23 protein-coding genes are annotated in these 23241 nt (G+C 62.3%); 14 read left to right on the top strand and 9 right to left on the bottom strand.

The annotated features are described in order from the left end of the window. The first annotated feature begins 96 nt into the window (after nucleotides 1–96). From Tel_06835 to Tel_06790, 10 genes are read left to right on the top strand one after another with little or no spacing between them, the layout of a single operon-like run. The gene (locus tag Tel_06835; protein ID ALP52893.1) at nucleotides 97–714 is read left to right on the top strand and encodes a cob(I)yrinic acid a,c-diamide adenosyltransferase; all 618 of its coding nucleotides are present in this window, start codon (nucleotides 97–99) and stop codon (nucleotides 712–714) included. Then, nucleotides 711–1523, top strand: coding sequence for an ABC transporter substrate-binding protein (locus Tel_06830; GenBank protein ALP52892.1), 813 nt, complete (start codon nucleotides 711–713; stop codon nucleotides 1521–1523). The genes Tel_06835 and Tel_06830 overlap by 4 nt, the downstream gene beginning before the upstream one ends. After that, on the top strand, nucleotides 1520–2419 hold the full coding sequence (locus tag Tel_06825) for a cobalamin biosynthesis protein (protein ID ALP52891.1): 900 nt from the start codon (nucleotides 1520–1522) through the stop codon (nucleotides 2417–2419). Before Tel_06830 ends, Tel_06825 begins: the two co-directional genes overlap by 4 nt. After that, nucleotides 2412–3428, top strand: coding sequence for a threonine-phosphate decarboxylase (locus Tel_06820; GenBank protein ALP54763.1), 1017 nt, complete (start codon nucleotides 2412–2414; stop codon nucleotides 3426–3428). The genes Tel_06825 and Tel_06820 overlap by 8 nt, the downstream gene beginning before the upstream one ends. Then, entirely contained in the window at nucleotides 3410–4285 is an 876-nt protein-coding gene (locus Tel_06815) for an ABC transporter substrate-binding protein (GenBank protein ALP52890.1), read from the top strand. Before Tel_06820 ends, Tel_06815 begins: the two co-directional genes overlap by 19 nt. 3 nt (nucleotides 4286–4288) lie before the next feature. Next, on the top strand, nucleotides 4289–5764 hold the full coding sequence (locus Tel_06810) for a cobyric acid synthase (protein ID ALP52889.1): 1476 nt from the start codon (nucleotides 4289–4291) through the stop codon (nucleotides 5762–5764). Continuing rightward, complete coding sequence (locus Tel_06805; GenBank protein ALP52888.1) at nucleotides 5761–6291, top strand: adenosylcobinamide kinase/adenosylcobinamide phosphate guanyltransferase; 531 nt, start codon at nucleotides 5761–5763, stop codon at nucleotides 6289–6291. Before Tel_06810 ends, Tel_06805 begins: the two co-directional genes overlap by 4 nt. Continuing rightward, complete coding sequence (locus Tel_06800; protein ALP52887.1) at nucleotides 6288–7346, top strand: nicotinate-nucleotide--dimethylbenzimidazole phosphoribosyltransferase; 1059 nt, start codon at nucleotides 6288–6290, stop codon at nucleotides 7344–7346. The genes Tel_06805 and Tel_06800 overlap by 4 nt, the downstream gene beginning before the upstream one ends. Further along, a complete protein-coding gene (locus Tel_06795; protein ALP52886.1) occupies nucleotides 7346–7945 on the top strand; it encodes an alpha-ribazole phosphatase in 600 nt (199 codons plus the stop codon). Before Tel_06800 ends, Tel_06795 begins: the two co-directional genes overlap by 1 nt. Nucleotide 7946: 1 nt before the next feature. Next, a complete protein-coding gene (locus Tel_06790) occupies nucleotides 7947–8690 on the top strand; it encodes a cobalamin synthase (GenBank protein ID ALP52885.1) in 744 nt (247 codons plus the stop codon). Between the two features lie 199 nt (nucleotides 8691–8889). Here Tel_06790 and Tel_06785 read toward each other — a convergent pair whose 3' ends face one another. Next, a complete protein-coding gene (locus Tel_06785; protein ID ALP52884.1) occupies nucleotides 8890–9726 on the bottom strand; it encodes a methyltransferase in 837 nt (278 codons plus the stop codon). A 2-nt stretch (nucleotides 9727–9728) separates the two neighbouring features. Beyond that, on the bottom strand, nucleotides 9729–10562 hold the full coding sequence (locus Tel_06780; GenBank protein ID ALP52883.1) for an SAM-dependent methyltransferase: 834 nt from the start codon (nucleotides 10560–10562) through the stop codon (nucleotides 9729–9731). Between the two features lie 423 nt (nucleotides 10563–10985). Between Tel_06780 and Tel_06775 the strand changes: the two genes are divergently transcribed. Beyond that, a complete protein-coding gene (locus Tel_06775) occupies nucleotides 10986–11897 on the top strand; it encodes a D-hexose-6-phosphate mutarotase (GenBank protein ALP54762.1) in 912 nt (303 codons plus the stop codon). Between the two features lie 6 nt (nucleotides 11898–11903). Here Tel_06775 and Tel_06770 read toward each other — a convergent pair whose 3' ends face one another. The 5 genes from Tel_06770 to Tel_06750 all read right to left on the bottom strand — a co-directional run bounded on the left by Tel_06770 (nucleotide 11904) and on the right by Tel_06750 (nucleotide 19001). After that, complete coding sequence (locus Tel_06770; GenBank protein ALP52882.1) at nucleotides 11904–12326, bottom strand: hypothetical protein; 423 nt, start codon at nucleotides 12324–12326, stop codon at nucleotides 11904–11906. Nucleotides 12327–12573: 247 nt separating this feature from the next. Next, on the bottom strand, nucleotides 12574–15792 hold the full coding sequence (locus Tel_06765; protein ID ALP52881.1) for a multidrug transporter AcrB: 3219 nt from the start codon (nucleotides 15790–15792) through the stop codon (nucleotides 12574–12576). Between the two features lie 10 nt (nucleotides 15793–15802). Beyond that, complete coding sequence (locus Tel_06760; GenBank protein ID ALP52880.1) at nucleotides 15803–16834, bottom strand: RND transporter; 1032 nt, start codon at nucleotides 16832–16834, stop codon at nucleotides 15803–15805. Nucleotides 16835–16965: 131 nt separating this feature from the next. Then, nucleotides 16966–18582, bottom strand: coding sequence for a hypothetical protein (locus Tel_06755; protein ALP52879.1), 1617 nt, complete (start codon nucleotides 18580–18582; stop codon nucleotides 16966–16968). 185 nt (nucleotides 18583–18767) lie between these two features. Further along, nucleotides 18768–19001 carry a hypothetical protein gene (locus tag Tel_06750; protein ID ALP52878.1) on the bottom strand — a complete coding sequence of 78 codons (234 nt, stop codon included), beginning with the start codon at nucleotides 18999–19001 and terminating at the stop codon, nucleotides 18768–18770. Nucleotides 19002–19074: 73 nt separating this feature from the next. Between Tel_06750 and Tel_06745 the strand changes: the two genes are divergently transcribed. Next, on the top strand, nucleotides 19075–20583 hold the full coding sequence (locus tag Tel_06745; GenBank protein ALP52877.1) for a hypothetical protein: 1509 nt from the start codon (nucleotides 19075–19077) through the stop codon (nucleotides 20581–20583). Nucleotides 20584–20672: 89 nt separating this feature from the next. Beyond that, nucleotides 20673–21755: a hypothetical protein gene (locus Tel_06740; GenBank protein ALP52876.1), complete on the top strand. Its 1083-nt coding sequence runs from the start codon at nucleotides 20673–20675 to the stop codon at nucleotides 21753–21755. Nucleotides 21756–21784: 29 nt separating this feature from the next. On the opposite strand, the gene Tel_06735 is transcribed toward Tel_06740, so the two are convergent. Next, nucleotides 21785–22168, bottom strand: coding sequence for a hypothetical protein (locus Tel_06735; protein ALP52875.1), 384 nt, complete (start codon nucleotides 22166–22168; stop codon nucleotides 21785–21787). Then, nucleotides 22165–22593, bottom strand: coding sequence for a hypothetical protein (locus Tel_06730; protein ALP52874.1), 429 nt, complete (start codon nucleotides 22591–22593; stop codon nucleotides 22165–22167). Before Tel_06730 ends, Tel_06735 begins: the two co-directional genes overlap by 4 nt. Nucleotides 22594–22743: 150 nt before the next feature. Between Tel_06730 and Tel_06725 the strand changes: the two genes are divergently transcribed. Continuing rightward, nucleotides 22744–23226 (top strand): peptidylprolyl isomerase, encoded by a 483-nt coding sequence (locus tag Tel_06725; protein ID ALP52873.1) that lies wholly within the window; start codon nucleotides 22744–22746, stop codon nucleotides 23224–23226. Nucleotides 23227–23241 lie beyond the last annotated feature (15 nt).

Here is a 23241-nt window from a genome sequence, read left to right as displayed (position 1 = left end):
TAAATAATGTACTTAATGTGATTTACACGAATTTTTCTACTGCCCGAGCGGGTCTACCAGGGACCCGGAAAGCGGCAAACTGATCGGAGACAGCAAATGAGTAGTCACGACAATCCACAGCAGCGCGACGAACGCCACCGCCAACGCATGCAGCGCAAAAAGGCGGTCATCGACGCCTCGATCGCCAAGGCCGATGCGGAACGGGGCGTGTTGCTGGTGCTCACCGGCAACGGCAAGGGCAAATCCAGCTCGGCCTTCGGCATGGCGGTGCGGGCCCTCGGCCACGGCATGCAGGTGGGCGTGGCCCAATTTATTAAAGGCCGCTCGGACACCGGTGAAGAGGGCTTTCTGCGCCGCCAATCCGGTCTGGTCTGGCACGTGCTCGGCGAGGGCTTTACCTGGGAGACGCAAAACCGCGAGCGCGATATCGAAACCGCGCAACGCGGCTGGGCCATTGTGCGCGAGATGTTGCGCGACGCGTCGGTGGGGCTGGTCATCCTGGATGAACTCACCTATCCACTGAAATACGGCTGGCTGGACCTGGACACCGTGCTGGCCGACCTGCGCGCCCGGCCCGCCATGCAGCATGTGGTCATCACCGGCCGCGGCGCTCCCGAGACATTGATCGAGGCGGCCGACACGGTGACCGAATTACGCGACGTGAAACACGCCTTCCGCGCCGGTGTGAAGGCACAGACCGGGGTGGACCTATGAACTTCGGCCATGGCAACGGCCCGCAACGCATCGTCTGCCTCACCGAGGAGACCACCGAAACCCTGTATCTGCTGGGTGAGCAGGACCGTATCGTCGGCATCTCCGGCTATACGGTCCGACCGCCCGAGGCGCGCCGGGACAAAGCCAAGGTCGCCGCCTTTACCAGCGCCAAGATCGACAAGATTCTGGAACTGGAGCCGGACCTGGTGCTGGGCTTTTCCGATCTACAGGCCGACATCGCCGCCGAACTGATCCGTGCCGGTATTGCCGTCCACGTGTTCAATCAGCGCAGTGTGGCGGGCATATTCGATATGATCCGCACCCTGGGCGCCCTGGTTCACGCCACCCCCCGGAGCGAGGCGCTCATCGACGAGCTGCGCCAGGGGCTGGACGCGATCATGCGCAGCGCCGCCGCCCTGCCCGGCCGCCCGCGCGTCTATTTTGAGGAGTGGAACGACCCCTTGATCAGCGGCATCCGCTGGGTATCGGAATTGATCGATAGCGCCGGCGGTCGCGACTGTTTTGCCGACCTGGCGGCGGCCCAATCGGCCCGGGAGCGCATCATCGCCGCTCCGGCCGAGGTGGTGCGACGGGCCCCCGATATCATCATCGGCTCCTGGTGCGGCAAACGCTTCCGCCCCGAGCAGGTGCAGGCACGACCGGGCTGGGAGCGCATCCCCGCCGTGCGCACGGGCCAACTCCATGAAATCAAATCGGCCGATATTCTGCAGCCCGGGCCGGCCGCCCTCACCGACGGCGTGCGCCAACTGCATACGATCATCAAAACCTGGGCGGCACAACACGCATGATGACGGCACTGGTCGTTTCCGCCGCGCTACTGCTCGACGCCGCGTTGGGCGAACCGCGCCGTTATCATCCCCTGGTCGGCTTCGGCCGCCTGGCCCAGGCGCTGGAGCGGCGTCTGTATGGCGACAGCCGCATGCGCGGCCTCAGCGCCGTCATCCTGCTTATCGCCCCATTGACCCTGCTGGCGCTGTTCGCCGGCGGCCTGCCGGGGAGCATCATGCTGGATATCGCCCTGCTCTATCTGGCCATCGGCCACCGCAGTCTCGGCCAGCACGCCCGCCGGGTCCGCGACGCCCTGCGTCACCATGATCTTGATGCGGCACGGCAGGGCGCCGGCTTCATGGTCAGCCGCGATACCGACACCCTGGACCGCGACGGGGTCACCCGGGCAACACTGGAGTCGGTATTGGAAAACAGCAACGACGCCCTCTTCGGCGCCCTGTTTTGGTTTGTGGTGGCAGGCGCGCCGGGCGTGGTGCTGTACCGGCTCAGCAACACCCTGGACGCCATGTGGGGCTACCGCACAGCGCGTTACCAGGCCTTCGGCTGGGCCGCGGCACGACTGGACGACCTGCTCAACTACATCCCGGCGCGTCTGACGGCGCTGAGCTACACCCTGGTCGGGCATTGCAAAAACGCCTTGCACTGTTGGCAAACGCAGGGCCGTCGCTGGGAGAGCCCCAACGCCGGACCGGTGATGGCGGCGGGCGCCGGTGCCCTGGGGGTGGCGCTGGGCGGGGCGGCCCGCTACCACGGGTGTATAAAACAGCGCCCCGTGCTGGGTCGGGGCGCGCCGCCCGCCCCCCACCATATCGACGCGGCACTGGCTCTGGTGCGCAACGCCACCTGGCTTTGGCTCGGGGTGATAGTCATCAGTGGAGGTCTCCGGCTTGCTTGAACACGGCGGACGATTGTTGCAGGCGGCACAGGACTACGGCATCCCGGCCGAACAGTGGCTGGACCTCTCCACCGGCATCAACCCCAATGGCTGGCCGGTGCCGCCCATTCCACCCGACGTGTGGACCCGCCTGCCGGAGGCCGAAGACGGTCTGTCTGCCAGCGCCGCCGCCTATTACGGCGCCCCGGCAGTGTTGCCCCTGGCCGGCTCCCAGGCGGCGATTCAGGCCCTGCCCGCCCTGCAGCCGCCGGGCCGGGTGGGTATCCCCACGCCGGGCTATGCCGAACACGCCCACGCCTGGCGGCGCGCCGGGCATAACGTGGTGGCGCTGCCGCCGCATGTGTTACCGGCGGCGACCGATCTGGACACGGTGGTCATCATCAACCCGAACAACCCCACCGGCCATCGTTTCGCCGTGGCTGAACTACTGGCCCTGCACGACCGCCTGCGGCGGCGCGGCGGCCGGCTGGTGGTGGACGAGGCCTTCATGGACTGTACGCCGGATCAGAGTCTGGCCCCCTATTCCAGCCGCCCCGGTCTGGTGGTGCTGCGGTCGCTGGGCAAGTTTTTCGGTCTGGCCGGGGCGCGGGTGGGGTTCGCCCTGGCCGCGGCCGCGTGGCTCACCGAACTGGAGGCGCGTCTCGGCCCCTGGAGCGTGGCGGGCCCCGCCCGCTGGGTGGCACAACAGGCCCTGGCCGACCGGGTGTGGCAGCAGGCGACGCGTGCGCAACTGCGACACGCGGGGGAACGCCTGGCGCGGCTGCTGAGCGAACACGGACTGCCCCCGGACGGCGGCACGGCCCTGTTCCAGCGCGTGCTGACGCCACAGGCGGCGGCCATTCAACACGCCCTGGCGCAGCACGGCATTCTGGTGCGGCGCTTCGAACAACCGGCCGCATTACGCTTCGGCCTGCCCGCCGACGCGGCGCAATGGCAACGCCTGGCACAGGCGCTGTCCCATATCGACTCGCAGATCAAGGAGACATACACATGCTTCACCGTTGCTTAACGTTGGTGCTACTTGCACTCAGTATGCCCGCCTGGGCGGCGATTCAGGTGCGCGACGACGCCGGCACGCTGGTTCAGCTCGTGGCACCGGCGCAGCGCATCGTCAGCCTGGCCCCCCACAACACCGAGCTGCTGTTCGCCGCCGGTGCCGGTGAGCGCATCGTCGGGGCGGTCTCCTACAGCGACTATCCGCCGGCGGCCAATGACATTCCCCGCATCGGCGGCTACAAGTCGGTGGACCTGGAGGCCATCCTGGCCCTGCAGCCGGACCTGGTGGTGGGCTGGGTCAGCGGCAATAACAGCGCCAATCTGGACAAACTACGTGACCTCGGTCTGCCCCTCTACCTCAGCGAACCGCGCCGGCTGGGCGATGTGGCCGACAACATCCGCCGCCTGGGCAAACTGGCCGGCACCGCCACCGTGGCCGATCGGGCCGCCGCGGCGTTCCAGACCCGGGTCGCCGAACTACGGCGCCGCCACGCCGACCAGCCGCCACTGTCGGTTTTCTACGAGACCTGGAACCAACCGCTGATGACCATCAACGGCGACCACCTTATCAGTCAGGTCATCGCCCTGTGCGGCGGGCGCAACGTGTTCGCCGATTTGAAAACGCTGTCGACCCACATCAACACCGAGGCGGTGTTGAAGCGCAATCCGCAGGTAATCGTCGCCAGCGGCATGGGCGAGGAGCGCCCGGAGTGGCTGGATGACTGGCGCCAGTGGCCGCAACTGAGTGCGGTGAAACACGAACGGCTGTTTTTTATCCCGCCGGAATTGTTGCAACGCGCCACGCCCAGAGTGTTGGACGGCGCCGAACAGTTGTGCCGCTTTTTGCAACAGGCACGTCAACAGAGATAAACCATGCCAACGAACAAGACATTGATGATCCAGGGCACCACCTCGGACGCCGGCAAGAGCCTGCTGGTCACGGCACTGTGCCGCTGGTTGGCACGCCGGGGCGTGCACGTGGCGCCATTCAAACCGCAGAACATGGCCTTGAACAGCGCGGTCACCGCCGATGGCGGCGAGATCGGCCGCGCCCAGGCGGTGCAGGCCCAGGCCTGCGGCCTGGAGACGCATACCGATATGAATCCGATACTGCTCAAACCCAACTCCGATACCGGCGCCCAGGTCATCATCCACGGTCGCGCCATCAGCGAGATGGATGCCGCCAGTTATCACGATTACAAGCGCACTGCCCGCGCGGCGGTGCTCGACTCCCACGCGCGCTTGGCGCAGCGTTACGATGCGGTCATTGTGGAAGGGGCGGGTTCACCGGCGGAGATCAATCTGCGCCACAACGATATCGCCAACATGGGCTTTGCCGAGGCGGTGGACTGTCCGGTGATCCTGGTGGCCGACATCGACCGCGGCGGCGTCTTCGCCCATCTGGTGGGCACCCTGGCCCTGCTCAGCGAGAGTGAACGGGCGCGGGTGAAGGGCTTCGTCATCAACCGTTTTCGCGGTGACATTTCTTTATTGGAGCCGGGGCTAAAGTGGCTGGAACAGGAGACCGGCAAGCCGGTGCTGGGCGTGTTGCCCTATCTGCAGGATCTGCACCTGGAAGCGGAAGACGCCCTGCCGCGTGAGACCGTTTCGGCCAAGGCCGCCACGACACTGGATGTCGTTGTGCCGGCGCTGCCGCGCATCAGCAACCACACCGATTTCGACGCCTTGCGCCTGCACCCCCAGGTGACATTGCGCTTCGTCGGCCCGGGCGAAACACCCCCCGCCGCCGATCTCATCATCCTGCCCGGCTCCAAGAGCGTACGTGCCGATCTGGCCTGGCTGCGTGACCAGGGGTGGGAGACGGCCATCCGACGCCACCTGCGCTACGGCGGCAAGCTGATCGGCATCTGCGGCGGCTTTCAGATGCTCGGCCGGGCCATTCACGACCCTGACGGCATCGAAGGCGAACCGGGCAGCAGCAACGGCCTGGGACTGTTCGACATGGAGACGACCCTGGCAGCGGAAAAACAGCTGCGCAACGTGCAGGGCACGCTTGCGCTCGATGATGCACCGGTCAGTGGCTATGAGATCCACGCGGGCGTCAGCACAGGCCCCGCGCTGCAGCGCCCGGCGTTACAACTGGCGCACGGGCCGGACGGGGCGCTCAGCGACGACGGGCTGATTCTCGGCACTTATCTGCATGGCCTGTTCGACACGCCCAGCGCCAGCCAGGCCCTGCTCGCCTGGGCCGGGCTGGCGGATGCGGAGCCACTCGACTACTTCGCCCTGCGCGACGCCGCCATCGAGCGGCTGGCCGACGCGGTGGCGCAACACCTGGACGGCGCTGGATTACTCGAACTGATACAAACAAAGGAGATGCCGGCATGACGACACGCAAAACCCTCATTCTCGGCGGCGTGCGCTCAGGCAAGAGCCGGCTGGCGGAGCGCCTGGCCACCGCCAGCCGCCTGCCGGTGACCTACATCGCCACCGCGACGGCCGGGGACGGTGAAATGGAGAGCCGCATCGCCGATCACCAACGGCGCCGGCCGAACGACTGGCAGCTGGTCGAAGAGCCGCTGCAATTAGCGACGGCGCTCGACCAACATGCCGCCGCCGGCCACTGCGTACTGGTGGACTGCCTGACCCTCTGGCTCACCAATCTGCTAACCGCGGACGACGCGACATTGTTCGCGCGTGAACATGAGGCGCTGCTGGCCACGCTGCCGACATTGCCGGGCGAAATCATTCTGGTCGGCAACGAGACCAACATGGGCGTCACCCCGCTGGGTGAACTGAGCCGCCGCTACTGTGACGAGGTCGGCCGCCTGCATCAGGAATTGGCGCAACTGTGCGACCGGGTGGTACTGACCGTCGCCGGGCTGCCCCAAGTGTTAAAAGGAGAACCCCTGTGAATGAAAACATCTTATGGCTGGAGGTGCCGGCCGCCGCCCCGGACGAGGACGCCCGGCAGGCCGCCGAGGCGCGCCAGGCGCAACTCACCAAACCGCACGGCTCACTCGGGCGTCTGGAAGAGACCGCTATCCACCTCGCCGCGCTGCAGGGCACCGCGCGACCGGGAGTGGAGCGGGTACAGATCACTGTCTTCGCCGGCGACCACGGCGTGGTGGCCGAGGGCGTGTCCGCCTTTCCCCAGGCCGTCACCGCCGAGATGGTGAAGAACTTCGCCCGCGGCGGCGCCGCCATCAACGCAGCGGCCCGGCAGATCGACGCGCAGCTGGAGGTCATCAATCTGGGCACGGCGCACGATACCGGCCCCCTGAAAGGGGTCAAGCATTACGATCTCGGCCCGGGCAGCGCCAATTTCCTGCAGCAAGCGGCGATGAGCGAACACCAGCTGGGGCGGGCCCTGGCGGCCGGCCGCCACGCCGCCGAACGCGCCCGGCTGGACCACGCCCAGCTGTTCATCGGTGGCGAGATGGGCATCGGCAATACCACAGCGGCAACCGCGCTCGCCTGCGCCCTGCTCGATTGCGAACCGAAACAGCTCGCCGGCCCCGGCACGGGGCTCGACGAGCGCGGCATCGCCCACAAAGTGCGGGTCATTCAAGCGGCGCTGGAACGGCATGGCGACCACCTCGACTCGGCCCATGAGGCGTTGCGACGGCTCGGCGGGTTCGAGATCGCCGCCCTGGCCGGGGCCTACATCGCCTGCGCGCAAATGGGCCAGCCGGTCCTGGTGGACGGTTTCATCAGCTCGGTGGCGGCGCTGGTCGCCGTGCGGCTGCGCCCCGGTATGGAGGCGTGGTTGCTGTTCTCACACAGTTCGGCCGAACCGGGCCACGCCCGGGTACTCGACGCCCTCGGCGCCCGGCCGCTGTTGGCGTTGCAGATGCGCCTGGGTGAAGCCAGCGGCGCCGCCGTCGCCGTGCCACTGTTGCGCATGGCCTGCGCCCTGCATAACGACATGGCGACCTTTGCACAGGCCCGGGTGTCGGAACAGCTGTGATGGGTGCGCTGACAATGATTGATCTGCTGCGTCACGGCGAGGTCCAGGGCGGCAGTGCGTTTCGCGGCAGCACCGATGACCCCCTGACCGACATCGGCTTACAGCAGATGTGGCGCGCCACCGGCACCAAGCGTGGTTGGGACCGCGTTATCACTTCGCCACTGCAACGCTGCGCCGGTTTTGCCGAGGAGTTCGCCTGGCAGCGATCTCTGCCCCTGGTGGTGGATGAACGCTTGCAGGAAATGCATTTCGGCGCCTGGGAAGGATTGCCTGCCGCCGATATCATGGCGCACACCCCGGATGCACTGGCCCGTTTCTGGAACGACCCCGAACAGCACTCAGCGCCCGGCGGTGAACCCCTGGCGCTGTTCCGCGCCCGCGTATTGGAGGCCTGGGGTGACATTACCCGGCAATACGCCGGCGAGCGGCTGCTGCTCGTTACCCACGGCGGCGTGATCCGGGTGCTGCTCAGTCACGTTCAGAACCGCCCGCTCGGCAAGCTGTTGGAGATCGAGGTCCGGCACGGCGCATTGTTGAGCCTGCGTATCGATGGCAGCGACAAGCGGAGCGCCGCGCTCCAACCGCTCGGTCGGGGATAACATGCTCCCTCCCCGCCCCATGTTTATCGCCCTGCAGTTTCTCACCGCCTTACCCATACGCCTCGAGGCCGCACCGGCCAACGAAGCGGTCGGCCGCTCGCTGCTATTCTACCCACTGGTCGGCCTGCTGATCGGTACCCTGCTCGCCGGACTTGGCTGGGGACTGAGCAGCGCGCCAGCGTTCATCGCCGCCGCGCTACTGCTGGCCGCGTGGGTGCTATCCACCGGCCTGCTGCATCTGGACGGCCTGGCCGACAGCGCCGATGCCTGGATCGGCGGTCTGGGCGATCGCGACAGAACACTTGCGATCATGAAGGATCCCCGCTGCGGTCCGGCGGCGGTGGTGATTCTGGTGCTGGTGCTGCTGCTCAAGTTCACCGCTCTGACCCAACTCATCGCCGACGCCAACTGGGCGCTGCTGTTGCTCGCCCCGCTGCTCGGCCGCACGGCCTTGTTGCTGCTGTTTTTCACCACCCCTTACGTCCGCCCCGGCGGGCTCGGCAGTATGCTCGCGGACCACTTGCCGCGCCGCAGCGCCAAGATCGTGCTACTCATTACCCTGACCTCGGTCATCGCCGCATTGGGTGTAGCGGCGCTTTGGCCGCTCGCCGCCGCGGGCGTCACGTTGGTGCTGGCACGCCTATTCATGCTCAGACGTATCGGCGGCACCACCGGTGACACTGCCGGCGCGCTGGTGGAGATCACGGAAACCGTTGTGCTGCTAAGCGCACTCCTGGTGCAATAAGCACCTCGGAAAAACAACTGTGGGGGGAATTTATATCGGTAGGGGGTTGTGTCGCTTAAGACACGGGCAATGCTGAAGGGGAGCAACACAAACCCCGGAATCAACACCGGGGATATAATCATATCGCCAGGTTGATATCCGGGAGGGTCTTACCGTTGTGACGGTGGACCCGACTGTTCATGTCGCCAAAGCGCGGTGCTTAGGCCTCTTTTTCGAAAACGAAAAAGCCCCAGGCGAGATGGCCGTTTTTGCCACCGTTGATCCAGTGGCCCAGCCCGGTCTTCATGCGTTCCACATAGGCCTTGTCGACCTTCTTGGTGAGTTCGGCCTCGTGCTTTTCGGTCTCTTGCAGTACGCGGCTGTAGTGATTCACCAGCTGATGGGTGAGCTCCTCAAAGTTGAGCTCTTTCATGCCGAACTTGGCCGCGGTCTCGCGATAGAAGGCGGGCGACCCTAGAGAAGACAAATGAATGCGGTTGAGGATGGGTTCCAGCACGCCCGCGGGGCAGTCATCCGCCGCCATGGGATCGGTGAAGATGAACTTGCCGCCCGGTTTCAACACCCGCGCCACCTCTTGCAACACCTTTTCGCGCTGGCCGCTGTGCAAAATAGCGTCTTGGGAAAAGATCACATCGAAGGCCTTGTCTTCGGCAGGAATGTTTTCGAAGCTGCCGTCCACCACTTCGATCTTGTCGTCCAGGCCACGCTCTTTATTCAGCTTACGAGCGCGCTCGTTTTCCTTTTCGCTCAGGTTGAGCGCCACCACGGAACACCCGAAGGTCTCGGCCAGATACCGCGCCAGGCCGCCGTAACCGGAGCCGATATCCAGCACCTTGTCTTGCGGCGTCAGTTTGGTCTTCTCCGCCATGTGCCGCACGGTGCGGTGGCTGGCCTCGGGGATGGACTCGTCGTCCGACTGATACAGGCCTATATGAATATCCTCACCACCCCAAATGATGGCATAGAAATTGTCGGCGTCTTCGCTGTTGTAATATTCACGGGCGGTATTCACCGCGTCCGAGTATTGACTGCTCATGCTTAGCTTTCCTCGTCTTCTTCCTGATAGGACTTCTCGGCCACATGCACTAGAAAATCCGGGTCATTGGCTTTAAAGGTCTCCTGGAAATCACCGTAGGTCTCGATGTGCTGAAAACCCACTTCGTGCATCAGGCGGCGGGTGTATTTCTTGCGCAGCGGATACATGTTGAGGTGATAGGAGGACTTATCGGGAAAGGTATAACGGAAACGGGCCAAACCTTCATCGACGTGCTCGGGCTCGGCTATCACGTCTTCACCGCAATAGTAGTATTGGTGTTTGGTGCTGAAGCCTTCATCGAGAATGGCATCGTAGTTACGCTGGTCCAGCATCAGGATGCCGTCATGATTGAGCGTGGCGTAGTATTCGGCCAGCGATTTACGACGATCGTGCTCCTTGAACAGATGGGTAAATGAGTTACCCAAACAGATCACGGCGTCGAACTGCTCATGGACGGTGCGATTCAACCAGCGCCAGTCGGCCTGCACGGTGCGCAGAATATAGCCACGGTCGCGGGCATTCTGAAACGCGCGCGCCAGCATTTCGGGTGCGCCGTCGGCGCTCACCACGTCGAAGCCGGCGCTCAGCAGCCGGACGGAATGGAAGCCGGTGCCGCAGGCCACGTCGAGCACGCGCTCAACTCCGTAGGAGCGCAGCTGTTCGATAAAAAATTCGCCCTCGCTCTGCCAACGTCTGTCCCAGTCGATGAGTTCGTCCCACTTTTCGACAAAGCTTTTGACGTATTCTTCTTTGTAGTGGCTTGTGTCTCGGACGGTTGTTGGGTCTTTGCCAAAGGATTGTGCTTGTGTTGTCTGGTTCACGTATTTGCCTCGCATATTCGTTTCACCAATTTAAGGAATTTTCAGGTGTAATAACCCACCTGCTGCCAGTTAGCGACGGGCCGTCGTCTTGCTACAGATTCATCTTATCGATTTGCCCAAGCGGACAATTGATGTATGGCTCGTTAGGCCAAAATTGAGTGGCGGGGCGGTGCCCGCCTGAAAAAATCGCATACACCGGATCGCGTTGGTGCAACGCTCGGCATGCTTATGAGCTGGTAACAGCGCCATAGTTTAACGCAGACCGCGGAAAAGCACAAAGTGATGCAGGGCTTCGGCATCCGCAAAGACCATGATCGACTTTAGAATCATAGCGACTCCGCGGCGATACATAGACTCTTTACAAAGACTTGACATAGACTCAATAAGCATACATCTATGTACATAGCCGACCAGACGGCGCAGCCGGGATCACGCCTGATGAACGAGATCGCAGACCTGAACAAACGCTTCGCCGTGCCCGATCATCTCTGCTTTGAACCCGCGCCGGACGGCCGGGCGCTGGCGCGCATCGACAATCGCCACGCCAGTGCCGCCGTCGCCCTGCAGGGTAGTCAGCTGCTCGCCTGGCAACCCAATAACGCCGATCCGGTGATCTGGCTGTCAAAGGCCGCCCTGTTCGCCCCCGGCAAGGCCATTCGCGGCGGCGCGCCGGTGTGCTGGCCCTGGTTCGGCGCTCATGCCGAACACAATGACTGGCCAGCCCACGGCTTTGCCCGGACGGCAGTGTGGCAGGTGCAAGAGTGCCTGGGATTGGACGATGGTTCCACCCGGCTCAGTTTAGCCCTGCCAGCGGCGCAGATACCGAGCCGGCTGTGGCCCCACCCCACGTCGCTACAGTGCCGAATTACCGTGGGTGACACATTGGAAATGGAGCTGGTCACGCAGCACCAAGGCCAGCAGCCGGTTACCCTCAGCGAGGCCTTGCATACCTATTTCAATGTCAGCGACGTACGCCAGATCAGCGTCACGGGCCTGGACGGTTGCGACTATCTCGATAAAGTCGACGATTTTCGGCGCAAGCGGCAGGCCGGCGCCGTCACCTTCGCCGGCGAGGTGGACCGAATCTATCTCGACAGCCGCGCCGATTGTCTGATTCTCGATCCCGGCCTGGCGCGCCAGATCCGCATCAGCAAGCAGGGCAGCGACAGCACCGTGGTATGGAATCCCTGGACCGAAAAGGCCGCCCGCATGGGCGACCTGGGGGAAGACGGCTATCTGACAATGGTCTGCGTAGAAAGCGCCAATGCGGCCGAGAATGCGGTCACCCTGGCGCCCGGCGACGAACACCGCCTACAGCTGCGTTACGCCGTCGAGCCGCTCGGGACTTGAAGCGTATCAGGCGGGGTTCACCTGGCCGTAGCACTGCGCCCGGGTGCAGATTTGCGCCGGCATCTCCTTATGCGCGATCAGGGCACCGATACCGCGGAACACGCGGTAAAACCACCAGATTACCGCCCCCCAAAATACCGCGTAGCCAAGCATATAGACCAGCGTGCCCAGGGCCACCATCAACAGCACTATCATCACGACGAAGCTGCGCGCCAGCCACTCGTGGTGGGTGGCAATCAGCACCTGTTCATGGGAAAGCTGTGCACCCTCCTGCTCGGCCAGTTTCTTAAAGCGGTAGACTTTGATTGCGCTGATAATGGCGCCGATCGGGGCGGTAACAAAGAGCAGATACAGGGCATAGATGAAGGTCAGAAACACCACTTCCGACCAGTCGATGGTGTCTTGGGTCTGTTGAACTTGGCTGTTCATAACGAATCCCTCCTAATGGCTGCCAACTAAATTTCTCCATTGCCGACATGCCTGGCAATACTGTGTTTCCTTCTACCCACAAGTATAGTTCCTGAGTGAAAAGATCAAGCAAATACCCTCACCCTCCGATATCAGCCATCACCTTACATAATAGATGCAGTACACTGTTTTAATACGTTTTTTTAACTGTCGCCTCAGACGACGCCATGACTGGAACACGCTCGCGCCGGGCGCTTTCGTCGAAGGATTAGCCCATGCGCTTGCGCATAAAGGCGTAATACATCACCGGGATCACCAGCAACGTCAGCAGGGTGGAGACGAAGATACCGAAGACCAGCGCGATGGCCAGGCCGTTGAAGATGGGGTCATCGAGAATGAAGAAGGCGCCGATCATGGCCGCCAGGCCCGTCAGCACGATAGGCTTGGCGCGCACGGCGCCGGCACGGATCACCGCCTCCTCGAGGGGCATACCGGCGGCATAGGACTGATTGATGAAGTCCACCAACAAAATCGAGTTGCGCACGATAATACCGGCCAAGGCGATCATGCCGATCATGGAGGTGGCGGTGAAGTTGGCGCCCAGCAAGGCGTGCCCGGGCATGACGCCGATGATGGTCAACGGGATGGGTGCCATGATAATGAGCGGCACCAGATAGGAACGAAACTGGGCCACCACCAGCACATAGATCAGGATCATGCCCACGCCATAGGCGATGCCCATGTCGCGAAAGGTCTCGTAGGTGATCTGCCATTCACCGTCCCATTTGAGACTGTAGCGATAGGGGTTTTCCGGCTGGTCCAGCAGGGTCTGCTCCAGCACATTCTCACCCTGCACCGGCGTGTCATTCAACGTTGCCAGGATGCTGAACATGCCGTAGAGCGGGCTGTCACTCTCCCCCGCCACGTTGCCGGTAACGAACACCACCGGCAGCAGGTCTTTGTGATAGATGGTGTATTCGCGTTCGCCCTGGACCAACTCAACGATCTCCGATAGCCGCACCAAGGTACCGCTTTGGCTACGCACTTGAAGATCAAGCAATGCCTGAGCGTCGGCCTTGTGGGCCACCGGCAATTCCACGCGCAAGGGCATGGGATACTTGTCGGTGGTGCCGTGCAGATACCCCACGTCCTCACCGCCGACGGCGGCGGTGAGGGTGGCCACTACAGTCTGTTGCGCCACACCCAGGCGCGCGGCCTTCTGGCGATCCACTTCAACGATCAGACGCGGGGCGCGATGTTCGACACTGTCGTCCACATCCACCACTTCATCGGTCTGTTCGAAAATCTCACGCACCTGTTTGGCCACTTGGATCTGACCCGAATAGTCGAGACCGTAGATCTCCGCCACCAGCGGCGACTGCACCGGCGGCCCCGGCGGCACCTCGACGATCTTGACATTGGCGTTGAAGCGCGCACCGATCGCCTGCAGCGGATGGCGCACCGATAGCGCGATAGCGTGGCTCTGGCGATCACGCTCGGCCTTGTCCACCAGGTTGACCTGGATGTCACCCACGTTGGCGCCGCTGCGCAAATAGTATTGCCGCACCAGGCCGTTGAAGTTGATGGGCGCGGCGGTGCCGGCATAGATCTGATAGTCGGTCACTTCAGGCACGGTGGCGATGTATTGCGCCAGTTCCTGCAACACGCGGTTGGTCTGCTCCACGCTGCTGCCTTCGGGCATGTCCACCACCACCTGAAACTCCGATTTGTTATCGAAGGGCAACATTTTGAGAATGACCAGTTTGACGAAGGCCAGACCGACGGCGATCAAGATCAACAGCATCACGCCGCCGAGCAGTCCCCAACGGCGGCCACGGCCGGCGTCGCCGGCGAGGAAGGGGCCGACAGCGCGATTGAAAAGAGTGTAGAGCCGCTGGTCGACTGCGGCTTCAGTGTGCTCGTGTGTCTGGTTTTGTTTGCTGAAAACCTTATAGGTGAGCCACGGCGTAACGACAAACGCCACCGCCAATGAGATAAACATGCCCATGCTGGCGTTGATGGGGATGGGGCTCATATAAGGCCCCATCAAACCGCTGACGAAGGCCATGGGCAGCAGCGCGGCGATGACGGTAAAGGTCGCCAGAATCGTCGGCCCCCCCACCTCATCCACCGCCAGGGGGATGGCCTCCAGCAGAGGCTTGCCGCCCATCTGACGATGGCGGTGTATGTTTTCCACCACCACGATGGCATCGTCCACCAGTATGCCGATGGAAAAGATCAAGGCGAACAGCGACACGCGGTTGAGGGTGAAGCCCCAGGCCCAAGAGGCGAACAAGGTGATCATCAGGGTGATCACCACCGCGCTGCCGACGATAAAGGCCTCGCGCCAACCCAGGGTGAACAATACCAGCAACACCACCGAGGCGGTGGCGAATAATAGTTTCTTGATCAGGGTCATGGCCTTGTCGGTGGCCGTGGCGCCGTAGTTGCGCGTCACCGTTACCTCGACGCCCGCGGGAATGAATACGCCTTTGAGCTGTTCCACGCGTTCGATCACCTGATCGGCGATGGTGGCGGCATTGGTGCCGGGCTGTTTGGCGATGGCAATCGTGACGGCGGGAAACTCACCTTGTGCCGCCAATCCCTTTTGTTCGGCGGCGGCGCCGCTGCCGAACCAGACAAACTGTTCCGGCTGATCCGGCTTCAAGGCCACCTCGGCGACGTCGCTGAGATAGACCGGCACGCCGTCATGCATGCCGACCACCAGTTCCGCCACCTCGGCGGGCGTGGTGAGAAAGGCGCCGGCCTGCACTTCGATTTCACGGTTGTCACTGACCAGCTCCCCGGCGTCACGGGTGGCGTTAGCGGCGCTGAGCGCGGCGCGCAGATCATCGAAGGCGATGTCATAACCGGCCATGCGCTGCGGATCGAGCAGGATGTGCACCACCTGTTGCGGTCCGCCGATGGTATAGATGTCACGCGTGCCCGGCACCCGCTTCAGTTCCGCCTCGAGGGTGTGGGCCACCTGTTGCAGTTCATACCCGGCGCGGCTCGGGTCATCCGTCCACAGGGTCAGGCTGACGATGGGCACGTCGTCGATCCCCTTGGGCTTGACGATGGCGCGCCCTACGCCGAGATTGGGCGGCAACCAGTCTTCGTTGGAATAGATCTGATTGTAGAGGTTGACGATGCTCTCGGTGCGTTCCTCGCCCACTTCGAACTGTACAGTGAGCACCGCCATGCCGGGGCGCGACACCGAGAGGACGTGCTCCACGCCTTTGATCTCGGAAAGCACCTGCTCCGTCGGGGTGCTGACCAAATTCTCCACCTCCACGGCGGTGGCGCCGGGATAGGGAATAAATACGTTGGCGAAGGTGACATCGATCTGCGGCTCTTCTTCGCGCGGCGTCACCAGCACGGCGAAAACACCCATGAGGATACCGACCAGGGCCAACAGCGGCGTCAATTGGTTGCGCAGGAATTTTTGCGCGATGCTGCCCGAGATGCCCAGCGTCTCCTTAGCCATGATAAGTCCGTTAGCGTTGTTGTTGCTTGAGCGCGATTCCGGCGGCGATGGGGTCCAGGGCCACCTGCTCACCCACCTCCAGGCCGGCCAACACGTCCACCTGTTCGTCGTGACGGGCACCGATACGCAACTGACGCAGACTCACCGTCCCTGCCGCGTCTACCACATAGACACCCGTCAATTCGCTGCGCTTGACCACCGCCACCGCCGGAATCAACACGCGTTCCGCGTCACCGGTGACGAAAGCGACCTTGACGAACATGCCGGGGTACACCCCGTGATCACCCTGGGGCAGATTGACGCGCACGTTAAAGGCGTGGCTCTGCTCGTCGGCAAAGGGGAACACGCGCAAGGATTCGGCCGCCACGCGCTTGCCGTCCGGCAGCGAGATGCGGGCTTCGCCATGCTCGCGCACGGCGGTGACGAAGGCCTGGGGGATCTGGGTGGTGGCGCGCAGGTGCTCAAAGGAAAAACCGGTCATGAGCGGCTGGCCCACGCCCACGGTCTCGCCCAGTTCCACATGGCGCTGGGTGACCACGCCGGCGAAGGGCGCCTTGATGACGGTGTGGTCGAGCTGCTCCTGGCCCTCGGCCAGGCGCGCCGCGGCCGCCTCGACCCGTGCCCGCGCCGCCTTCAACCCCGCTTCGGCCTTGTCCAGCTCGGCCTTGGCGACCAATTTCTTGGCGTAGATATCCTTGACGCGGCTGTACTCGTCCTGCGCCTCTTTCAGGCGTGCCTGGGTCTCCTGCAGACTGGCCTGGGCCTGCTCCAAGCGGGCGCGCTGCTCGCTGTCACGAAACCGCAGGATGACGCTGCCCTTGGGCACGAAATCATCCACATCGTAATTGATCTCCACCACCCGGCCGACGATCTGCGCCGACACGGTGGACTGATGCACCGCCTCGATGACGGCATCGAAGACGCGTTCCTGTTGAATGGTTTGAGCTTGGGCCGTGGCAACGGCCAGGTCGGCCGCCAGTACAGATTGATTGCTACACAGAAAGGCTAGTCCGATTAGCCAGGCAGTCAGCGTGTGACTCACGTTCGCATCCCCCGAAGTTTCCGTTCACATTATCACTATAGTGAATAATGCCTGGCAATAATAATATATTAGAACCATCTAATATTTCAAGCTCAAAAAAAGCCCGGTGCTCCCGGGTCTTTTTCATCGGGCTAGTAATGAAATCTACCCACCAGGGTTTTCAGCTCGCCGACCACGTGCAGCAACTGGGTTTCCGACTGCGTCAGCGCGTCCATTTCGGTGACGGTCTGGTCAGAGATGTCGCGAATATTCACCACGCTGCGGTTGATCTCCTCCGACACCGCGCCCTGCTCTTCGGCAGCACTGGCGATCTGGGTATTGAGGTGACTGATATTGCCCACTTGGGCGGTGATCTCATCCAGGGCGGTGCCCGCCGTCCGCGCCTGTTCGACGCTGACGCCGGTCTGTTGCTGGCTGGTCTCCATCACCTCCACGGCTTGCTTGGCGCTGGCTTGCAGTTGCTCGATGATGCCCTGGATTTCGGCAGTGGAATCCTGAGTGCGGCGCGCCAGTTCGCGCACCTCGTCGGCGACCACGGCAAAGCCCCGGCCCTGATCCCCGGCGCGGGCAGCCTCGATGGCGGCGTTCAAGGCCAGCAGGTTGGTCTGATCGGCGATTTCACTGATGACGATGGAGACCTTGCCGATAGTGTCGGTCTGGGTTTCCACAGTGCGGATCACCGCCGCCGCCCGTTCGATCTCCTGGGCCAGCTTATTGATTACGCCGATGGTATTGCTCACGACAGCGGCGCCGTTTTGGGCCTGTTCATCCGCCTGGCGCGCCGCGTCAGCAGCGTCTACGGCGTTCCTGGCCACTTCGTTCACGGTGGCGCTCATCTCTTCGATGGCGGTGGCCACGGTATCGGTTTCATCTTTCTGTCTGCCCATCACCTGATGGGTATCCTGCGTGGTCTGGTGCAGTTGCTCCGTGGCCCCGTCCAGCTGTTTGACCGCTTCACCGACCAAGGAGATCTCTGTCTGCAGCTTGGCGACAAAGACATTGGTGCAGGCGGCCAACTCGCCCAGTTCGCCGATGGCCTTCTCGGGCAAGCGCTTCGTCAAGTCGCCGCTACCTCGGGCCAGATCGCGGAACATCACCACGGTCTGGCACAACGGTTTGATAATGAACTGTCTCAGGCTGACGAACAGCACGACCAGAATCCCCCCGTACAGCAGCGAGAAGCCCAATACCGTTTGCCGGCTGGTGATGGCGCTGTTCTCTAAAAATGCCTGTTGTTGTGTGACTTCCGACTCGATGGCTTCGATGGTAGGCGCGAAGCGGTTGGCCAGGCGCTCGGCGGCCTTGTCAAAGTCCCCCATCATGGCGTTACCCCCGATAGGGCCTTGATCGATATAGGCCCGCGCCATGATCTGGCCCTGCTGGTAATAGCCTTCGAAGGCCGCTTTGATGCTTTGATATTGATCCGCCCGGGCGGGGTCCATTTGCGTCAATTCATCAATCTTGCTGTCAAACGCGGTGGCGTGCTGAGCGGCTTCGCTAAGGCCATCGTCGAGGCCATCCAAGCCGCGGGTGGCACTGATATCGGTGAGCCACTGCTGCACCTGCACGATATGCAACTGCAGGGCCCGGGCATGCTTCAGGGTCGGCAGACTGCTGTTGAACATGCGAACGGTCTGTTGCTCGACGGCAACGGTTTGCTTAAGCGTAAAGAAGGCCTGACACAGAATGAGTATCCCGATAAGGGCGATCGCCGCCCGGAAAAGCTGCTTGATGGTCAGGTGTCTCATGGCAAATACTCCGGGGTATGTCTATATAATTTTTATATATAAATTTATTGTATTACGATCTACTCATACTATGTCGGTAGCCGGGCGAAAAGCTTTACGGCTCGCAACACGGATCACTGGAGACACTTTCAGGACCGCAACAGGGGGCGGTTTGGCACCGTCGCAGGGAGGAAACCGGCCGAGTCTCAGGCCTTTTCGACTAAGTAGTAAAACGTGTCGCCCTCGGCGTGGGATTCAATCAGGCGATGACCGGTCTGGGCGGCGAAGGCGGCGACGTCGGACTGGGAGCCAGGGTCGGTGGCGATCATGCGCAAACGCTGACCGCTGTCCATGCCGCGCAGGGCCTGCTTGAGGCGCAAAATGGGCAGGGGGCAGTTCAAACCGCTGGTGTCGAGTTCCTTTTCCACACGCGTACTCATCCGGCAACCTCTTCAAGCGCCACAAAAAATTGAACGGCCAATGATATCATCCTGTCTAACCTCGCACCTATTGATGATGATGCCCATAGACGCTGACTCCATCTCCATGAAGCCATTTGCCAACGGCCGCCGCTCGCGTCAACTAGCGGCCTGGTTTACCGCGCTCTGCGTGCTGCTCAGCGCCTCTGCCACGGCCCAGATGTCCCACCTGCCGGAGCTGGGCGACCCCTCGGCCACCATCCTCTCGCCGCAAGAGGATTACCGCCTCGGCCAGGCCTTTATGCGCAATCTGCGCCAGAATGTGGACATCATCGAAGATCCGGAACTCAATGCCTACATCAATTCACTGGGCTACCGTCTGCTGGCGGCGGCGGGCACCGACCTGCCCTTTCACTTTTTCATCGTCGATGCCCCGAGCATCAATGCCTTTGCCGGTCCCGGCGGCCATATCGGCATCCACAGCGGCCTGATACTGGCGGCCCAATCGGAAGGCGAATTGGCGGCGGTGATGGCCCATGAAATCGCCCATGTCACCCAGCGTCACCTGGCACGCGCCTTCCAGAAGGCCTCGGCCAGCCAGTTGCAGACCGCGGCGGCCATCATCGCCGCCATTTTGTTGGGCTCGCCGCAGCTCAGTTCCGCCATGATCGCCACCGCGGCGGCGGGCAGTATTCAGCAGCAACTCAACTTCACCCGCGCCCACGAGCAGGAGGCCGACCGTGTCGGCATCGACATCCTGGTCAACTCGGGTTTCGATCCTTACCACATGCCCGCCTTCTTCGGTCGTCTGCAGGAGGCCTACCGCTACATGGAGAGCAACCTGCCGGAGCTGTTGCGCACTCACCCGGTGACGCCCAGCCGCATCGCCGATTCCCAGAACCGCGCCGGCCAATACCCCGACATTACGCAGCGCCAGTCGGACAGCTTTCCCTTCATTCAGGCGCGCCTGCGCGCCATGGCAGATCAGGAACACCGCTATCGGCTCAAGGAACTCGAGGCCAGGCTGTCGCAGTCCGACACCTTATCGGCGGCGGAACAATATGAATACGCCCTGTTCCAGCTGCAACTCGGCAACCTGGAGCAGGCCGACACATTCAGCCGCACCCTGCTACAGAAGACCCCGGAGTCGGAGCAATTCATTGCCCTGCGGGCGCACGTCGAGTTGGAACAGGGCGAACACGAGGCGGCACTGCAGCGATTGCAAAAGGCGCTCAAACTGTTTCCCCTGCATCCCCAGCTGACGGTGCTCTACGCGCGCGCCCTGATCCAGGCAGACCGGCCCAAACAGGCAGCCGACACCCTGCGCGAGCTGATTCAAAAACCGCAGCAATTTGTGTTGCCGTCGTATTATCAGCTGCTGGCCAAGGCCGAGAGCGCCGCCGACCGCCAGAGCAACGCCTATATGGCCCTGGCCGATTACTACCAAATGATCGGCCAGTTGCGCACCGCCATCGAACAGCTGGAAAACGCCCTCAGTCACACTGCCGCCGACAATAGCTTTCAAACCGAACGCATCAAGGCCCAGTTGACCCTGCTCAAACGCCAAGCCCTGGCGCAACAAGAAACTCAGGCGCAGCAGTAAACGAATTAATCATTGACCGCAATGGGCAATGAATTTAAGTTAACCAAACAAAAATAACAGTCGCTTAAAAAAACATAAGAGGGGAAGCAATGGCCAGACGCATTGCCGCGATCGCACTGGCTGCCGCCACCATCGTCAGCGGCTGCGCCACCGCACCGAACGAGATCGCCGCGCCACAGACCGGTTCATCGGCCGCCCAAGCCGCGGCCGACGCCATCGATGCGGGGCCGCAACCGGACTGGGTGGCCGGCGCAAGCGAGGACTATCCACGCCTGCACTATCTCACCAGCCGTACCGGGGGCGATAGCGCCGAGCAGGCGCGACAGCGGGCACTGGCCAATCTGACAGATTACTTCCTCATTGATACCGAGGCCGTCGGCATGACGCTGCAACAAGCTGCCGACGCCGCCGGCTATGAACTCAAGCGCAGCCACATGGGACCGTCCGCCCAAACGGTGGCCGCGCCCGAGGTCGAACGGGTGTTGGAAAAGATCGAGGTCGTGGAGCAGTGGTTCGATAACGACGCCAATACGTATCACGCCCTGGCGGCGGTACCGCGCAACACCGCCAAAGGCTATCTGCAGGATCAGATTCAAGCCCTGGATGAGCAAACGCGCGAGTACATGAAACAGGCGCGCAGTGACCCCGACCCCTTCGTTCAGGCCGGCACGATTGCCATGGCCTGGCGCGCCCAGCAAATCCGCGCCCAGCTGCAGCAATCCATGCAACACGCCGACCTCACCGGCCGCGGCATCAAACCTGAATTCAATCTGGCACTGATAAAACAGGACGCCGAAAACCTGCTCACCACCCTGCAGATCCAACCCGCCGGCCTGGAAGGTGAACCCAATGCCGAACGGGTAGCGCAATTAATCCGCGGCGGCCTGCTCACCCAGGACCTGAACCCCGCGGCGGAAAACGCGGACTACATGCTGCGCGGCAGCCTGGAGACGGCGGTGATCGGTGAACGCAACGGCTGGGCCGTAGGCCACGGCACGCTCAAGCTGGTGTTGACAGACAAGGTCACCGGCCGGGTGCTGGGCAGCACCGAGTGGCAAGTGGAAGTGCCGGGGCTGGATGAAGGCGCCGCCATCCGGCGCGTCTATGAAAAAACCGAATACATGCTCAAGGTCAAGATGCGCGACGTACTCATGGAAATGGCGATGCAATAGGCCCCCCTTAGCCCAGTGAGAAAAGCCGGCTAGGCCAACTGACTCGCCAACAGCTCGGTATCCTCATGGCTGTAACCGGGGCTGCAGCAACACAGTAAGGCCAGCTCCTCGCTGCCGGTGTTTTCGATACAGTGCGGCGTGCCCGGCGCGATGCAAATACTATCCCCCACCTTCACCTCGAAGCGTTGATCCCCCAGAGTCATCAGGCCCCGGCCCGCGGTGACGTAATACAATTCCTCGGTGTGGTGATGGCGATGCAACACGGTCTTGGCGCCCACCGCGACGCGCGCCTCGGCCAGACTCTGCTGCTTCGCAGCATGGCGGCCGGGATGCATGAGTTCACGGATCACCGAGCCGTCCTTGGTAATAAACGGTTCAATGTCCTGATAACGGCTGAGATACTTTTGCTTCATCTTAATAACCCCATATCGGAAAGCAGTTCGGACGTGTGCTCCTCGACCTCCATGGATCTTAATGCCAGGCCGCTGGCCCAGGCCACGTCCTCCACATAATCTCCCGGCCGGAGATCGCCGTCCACGTAGGCCGCCTCGAAATCCAGCATTACCGTGTGATCGTCTCCGTCTATCGTGATCAAATCATAGACCTGAAAAATATCCCCGGCCGCCACCCGTATGCCGGTTTGCAGCTGCACGGCGCGCGCAACCGTCTGTTGCAAGGTTTCGCCCCACACTTGCTCGGCGCGCGGCAAGCGCCACTGTGCGGCGGCGCCATCTCGATCGCCACACTTGACCAGCAACACCCCGCCGAAGTGACGCACAATCGCGCCGACCGAGAGGCGCGGCCGCTTGGATGGTGTCTGCTCGATCGGGGCTTCCATTCATGTATCCACTTACGTATCAGAGCTAATAGTATGACTTGGCGGTAAATTTGAACAAGCGACGTTTTCTGTGCGGGGCCCCAACCTTGCCACAACAGTGGCAGGGGCGTAAACTGATTCGCTTTATTCTGCAACAGAGCGAACATCATCATGCAACTCGCAACCAACAAAGTGGCGACCATCGCCTATACACTCAAAGACGAGCAGGGCACCCTAATCGATCAGGCCGACAAGAACCAGCCCTTCGCCTTCATTCTCGGCGTCGGCAATATCATTCCCGGCCTGGAAAACGCCCTGGAAGGCAAGACCGCCGGCGATCAGGTGAGTGTCACCATCGAGCCGGCCGAGGCCTACGGTGAGCGCGATGACAATCTGAAACAAACCCTCTCCAAAGAGATGTTCGAGGGCGTCGACGAAGTGAAGCCCGGCATGCAGTTTCATGCGCAGACCAACCAGGGCATGAGTGTCGTCACCGTCACCGAGGTGGAAGGTGAAGACGTCACCATCGACGGCAATCACCCCCTCGCCGGCGTCACCTTGAACTTCGACGTGGATGTGCTGGAGGTGCGCGACGCCACCGAGGAAGAGCTGGAACACGGTCACGTGCACGGCCCCGGCGGCCACGAGCACTGAGCGCGCCGCTTAACA

Origin of the sequence: Candidatus Tenderia electrophaga (assembly GCA_001447805.1) — a bacterium.
GTDB classification, from domain to species: domain Bacteria; phylum Pseudomonadota; class Gammaproteobacteria; order Tenderiales; family Tenderiaceae; genus Tenderia; species Tenderia electrophaga.
This window is presented reverse-complemented; position numbering and strand designations above follow the sequence as displayed.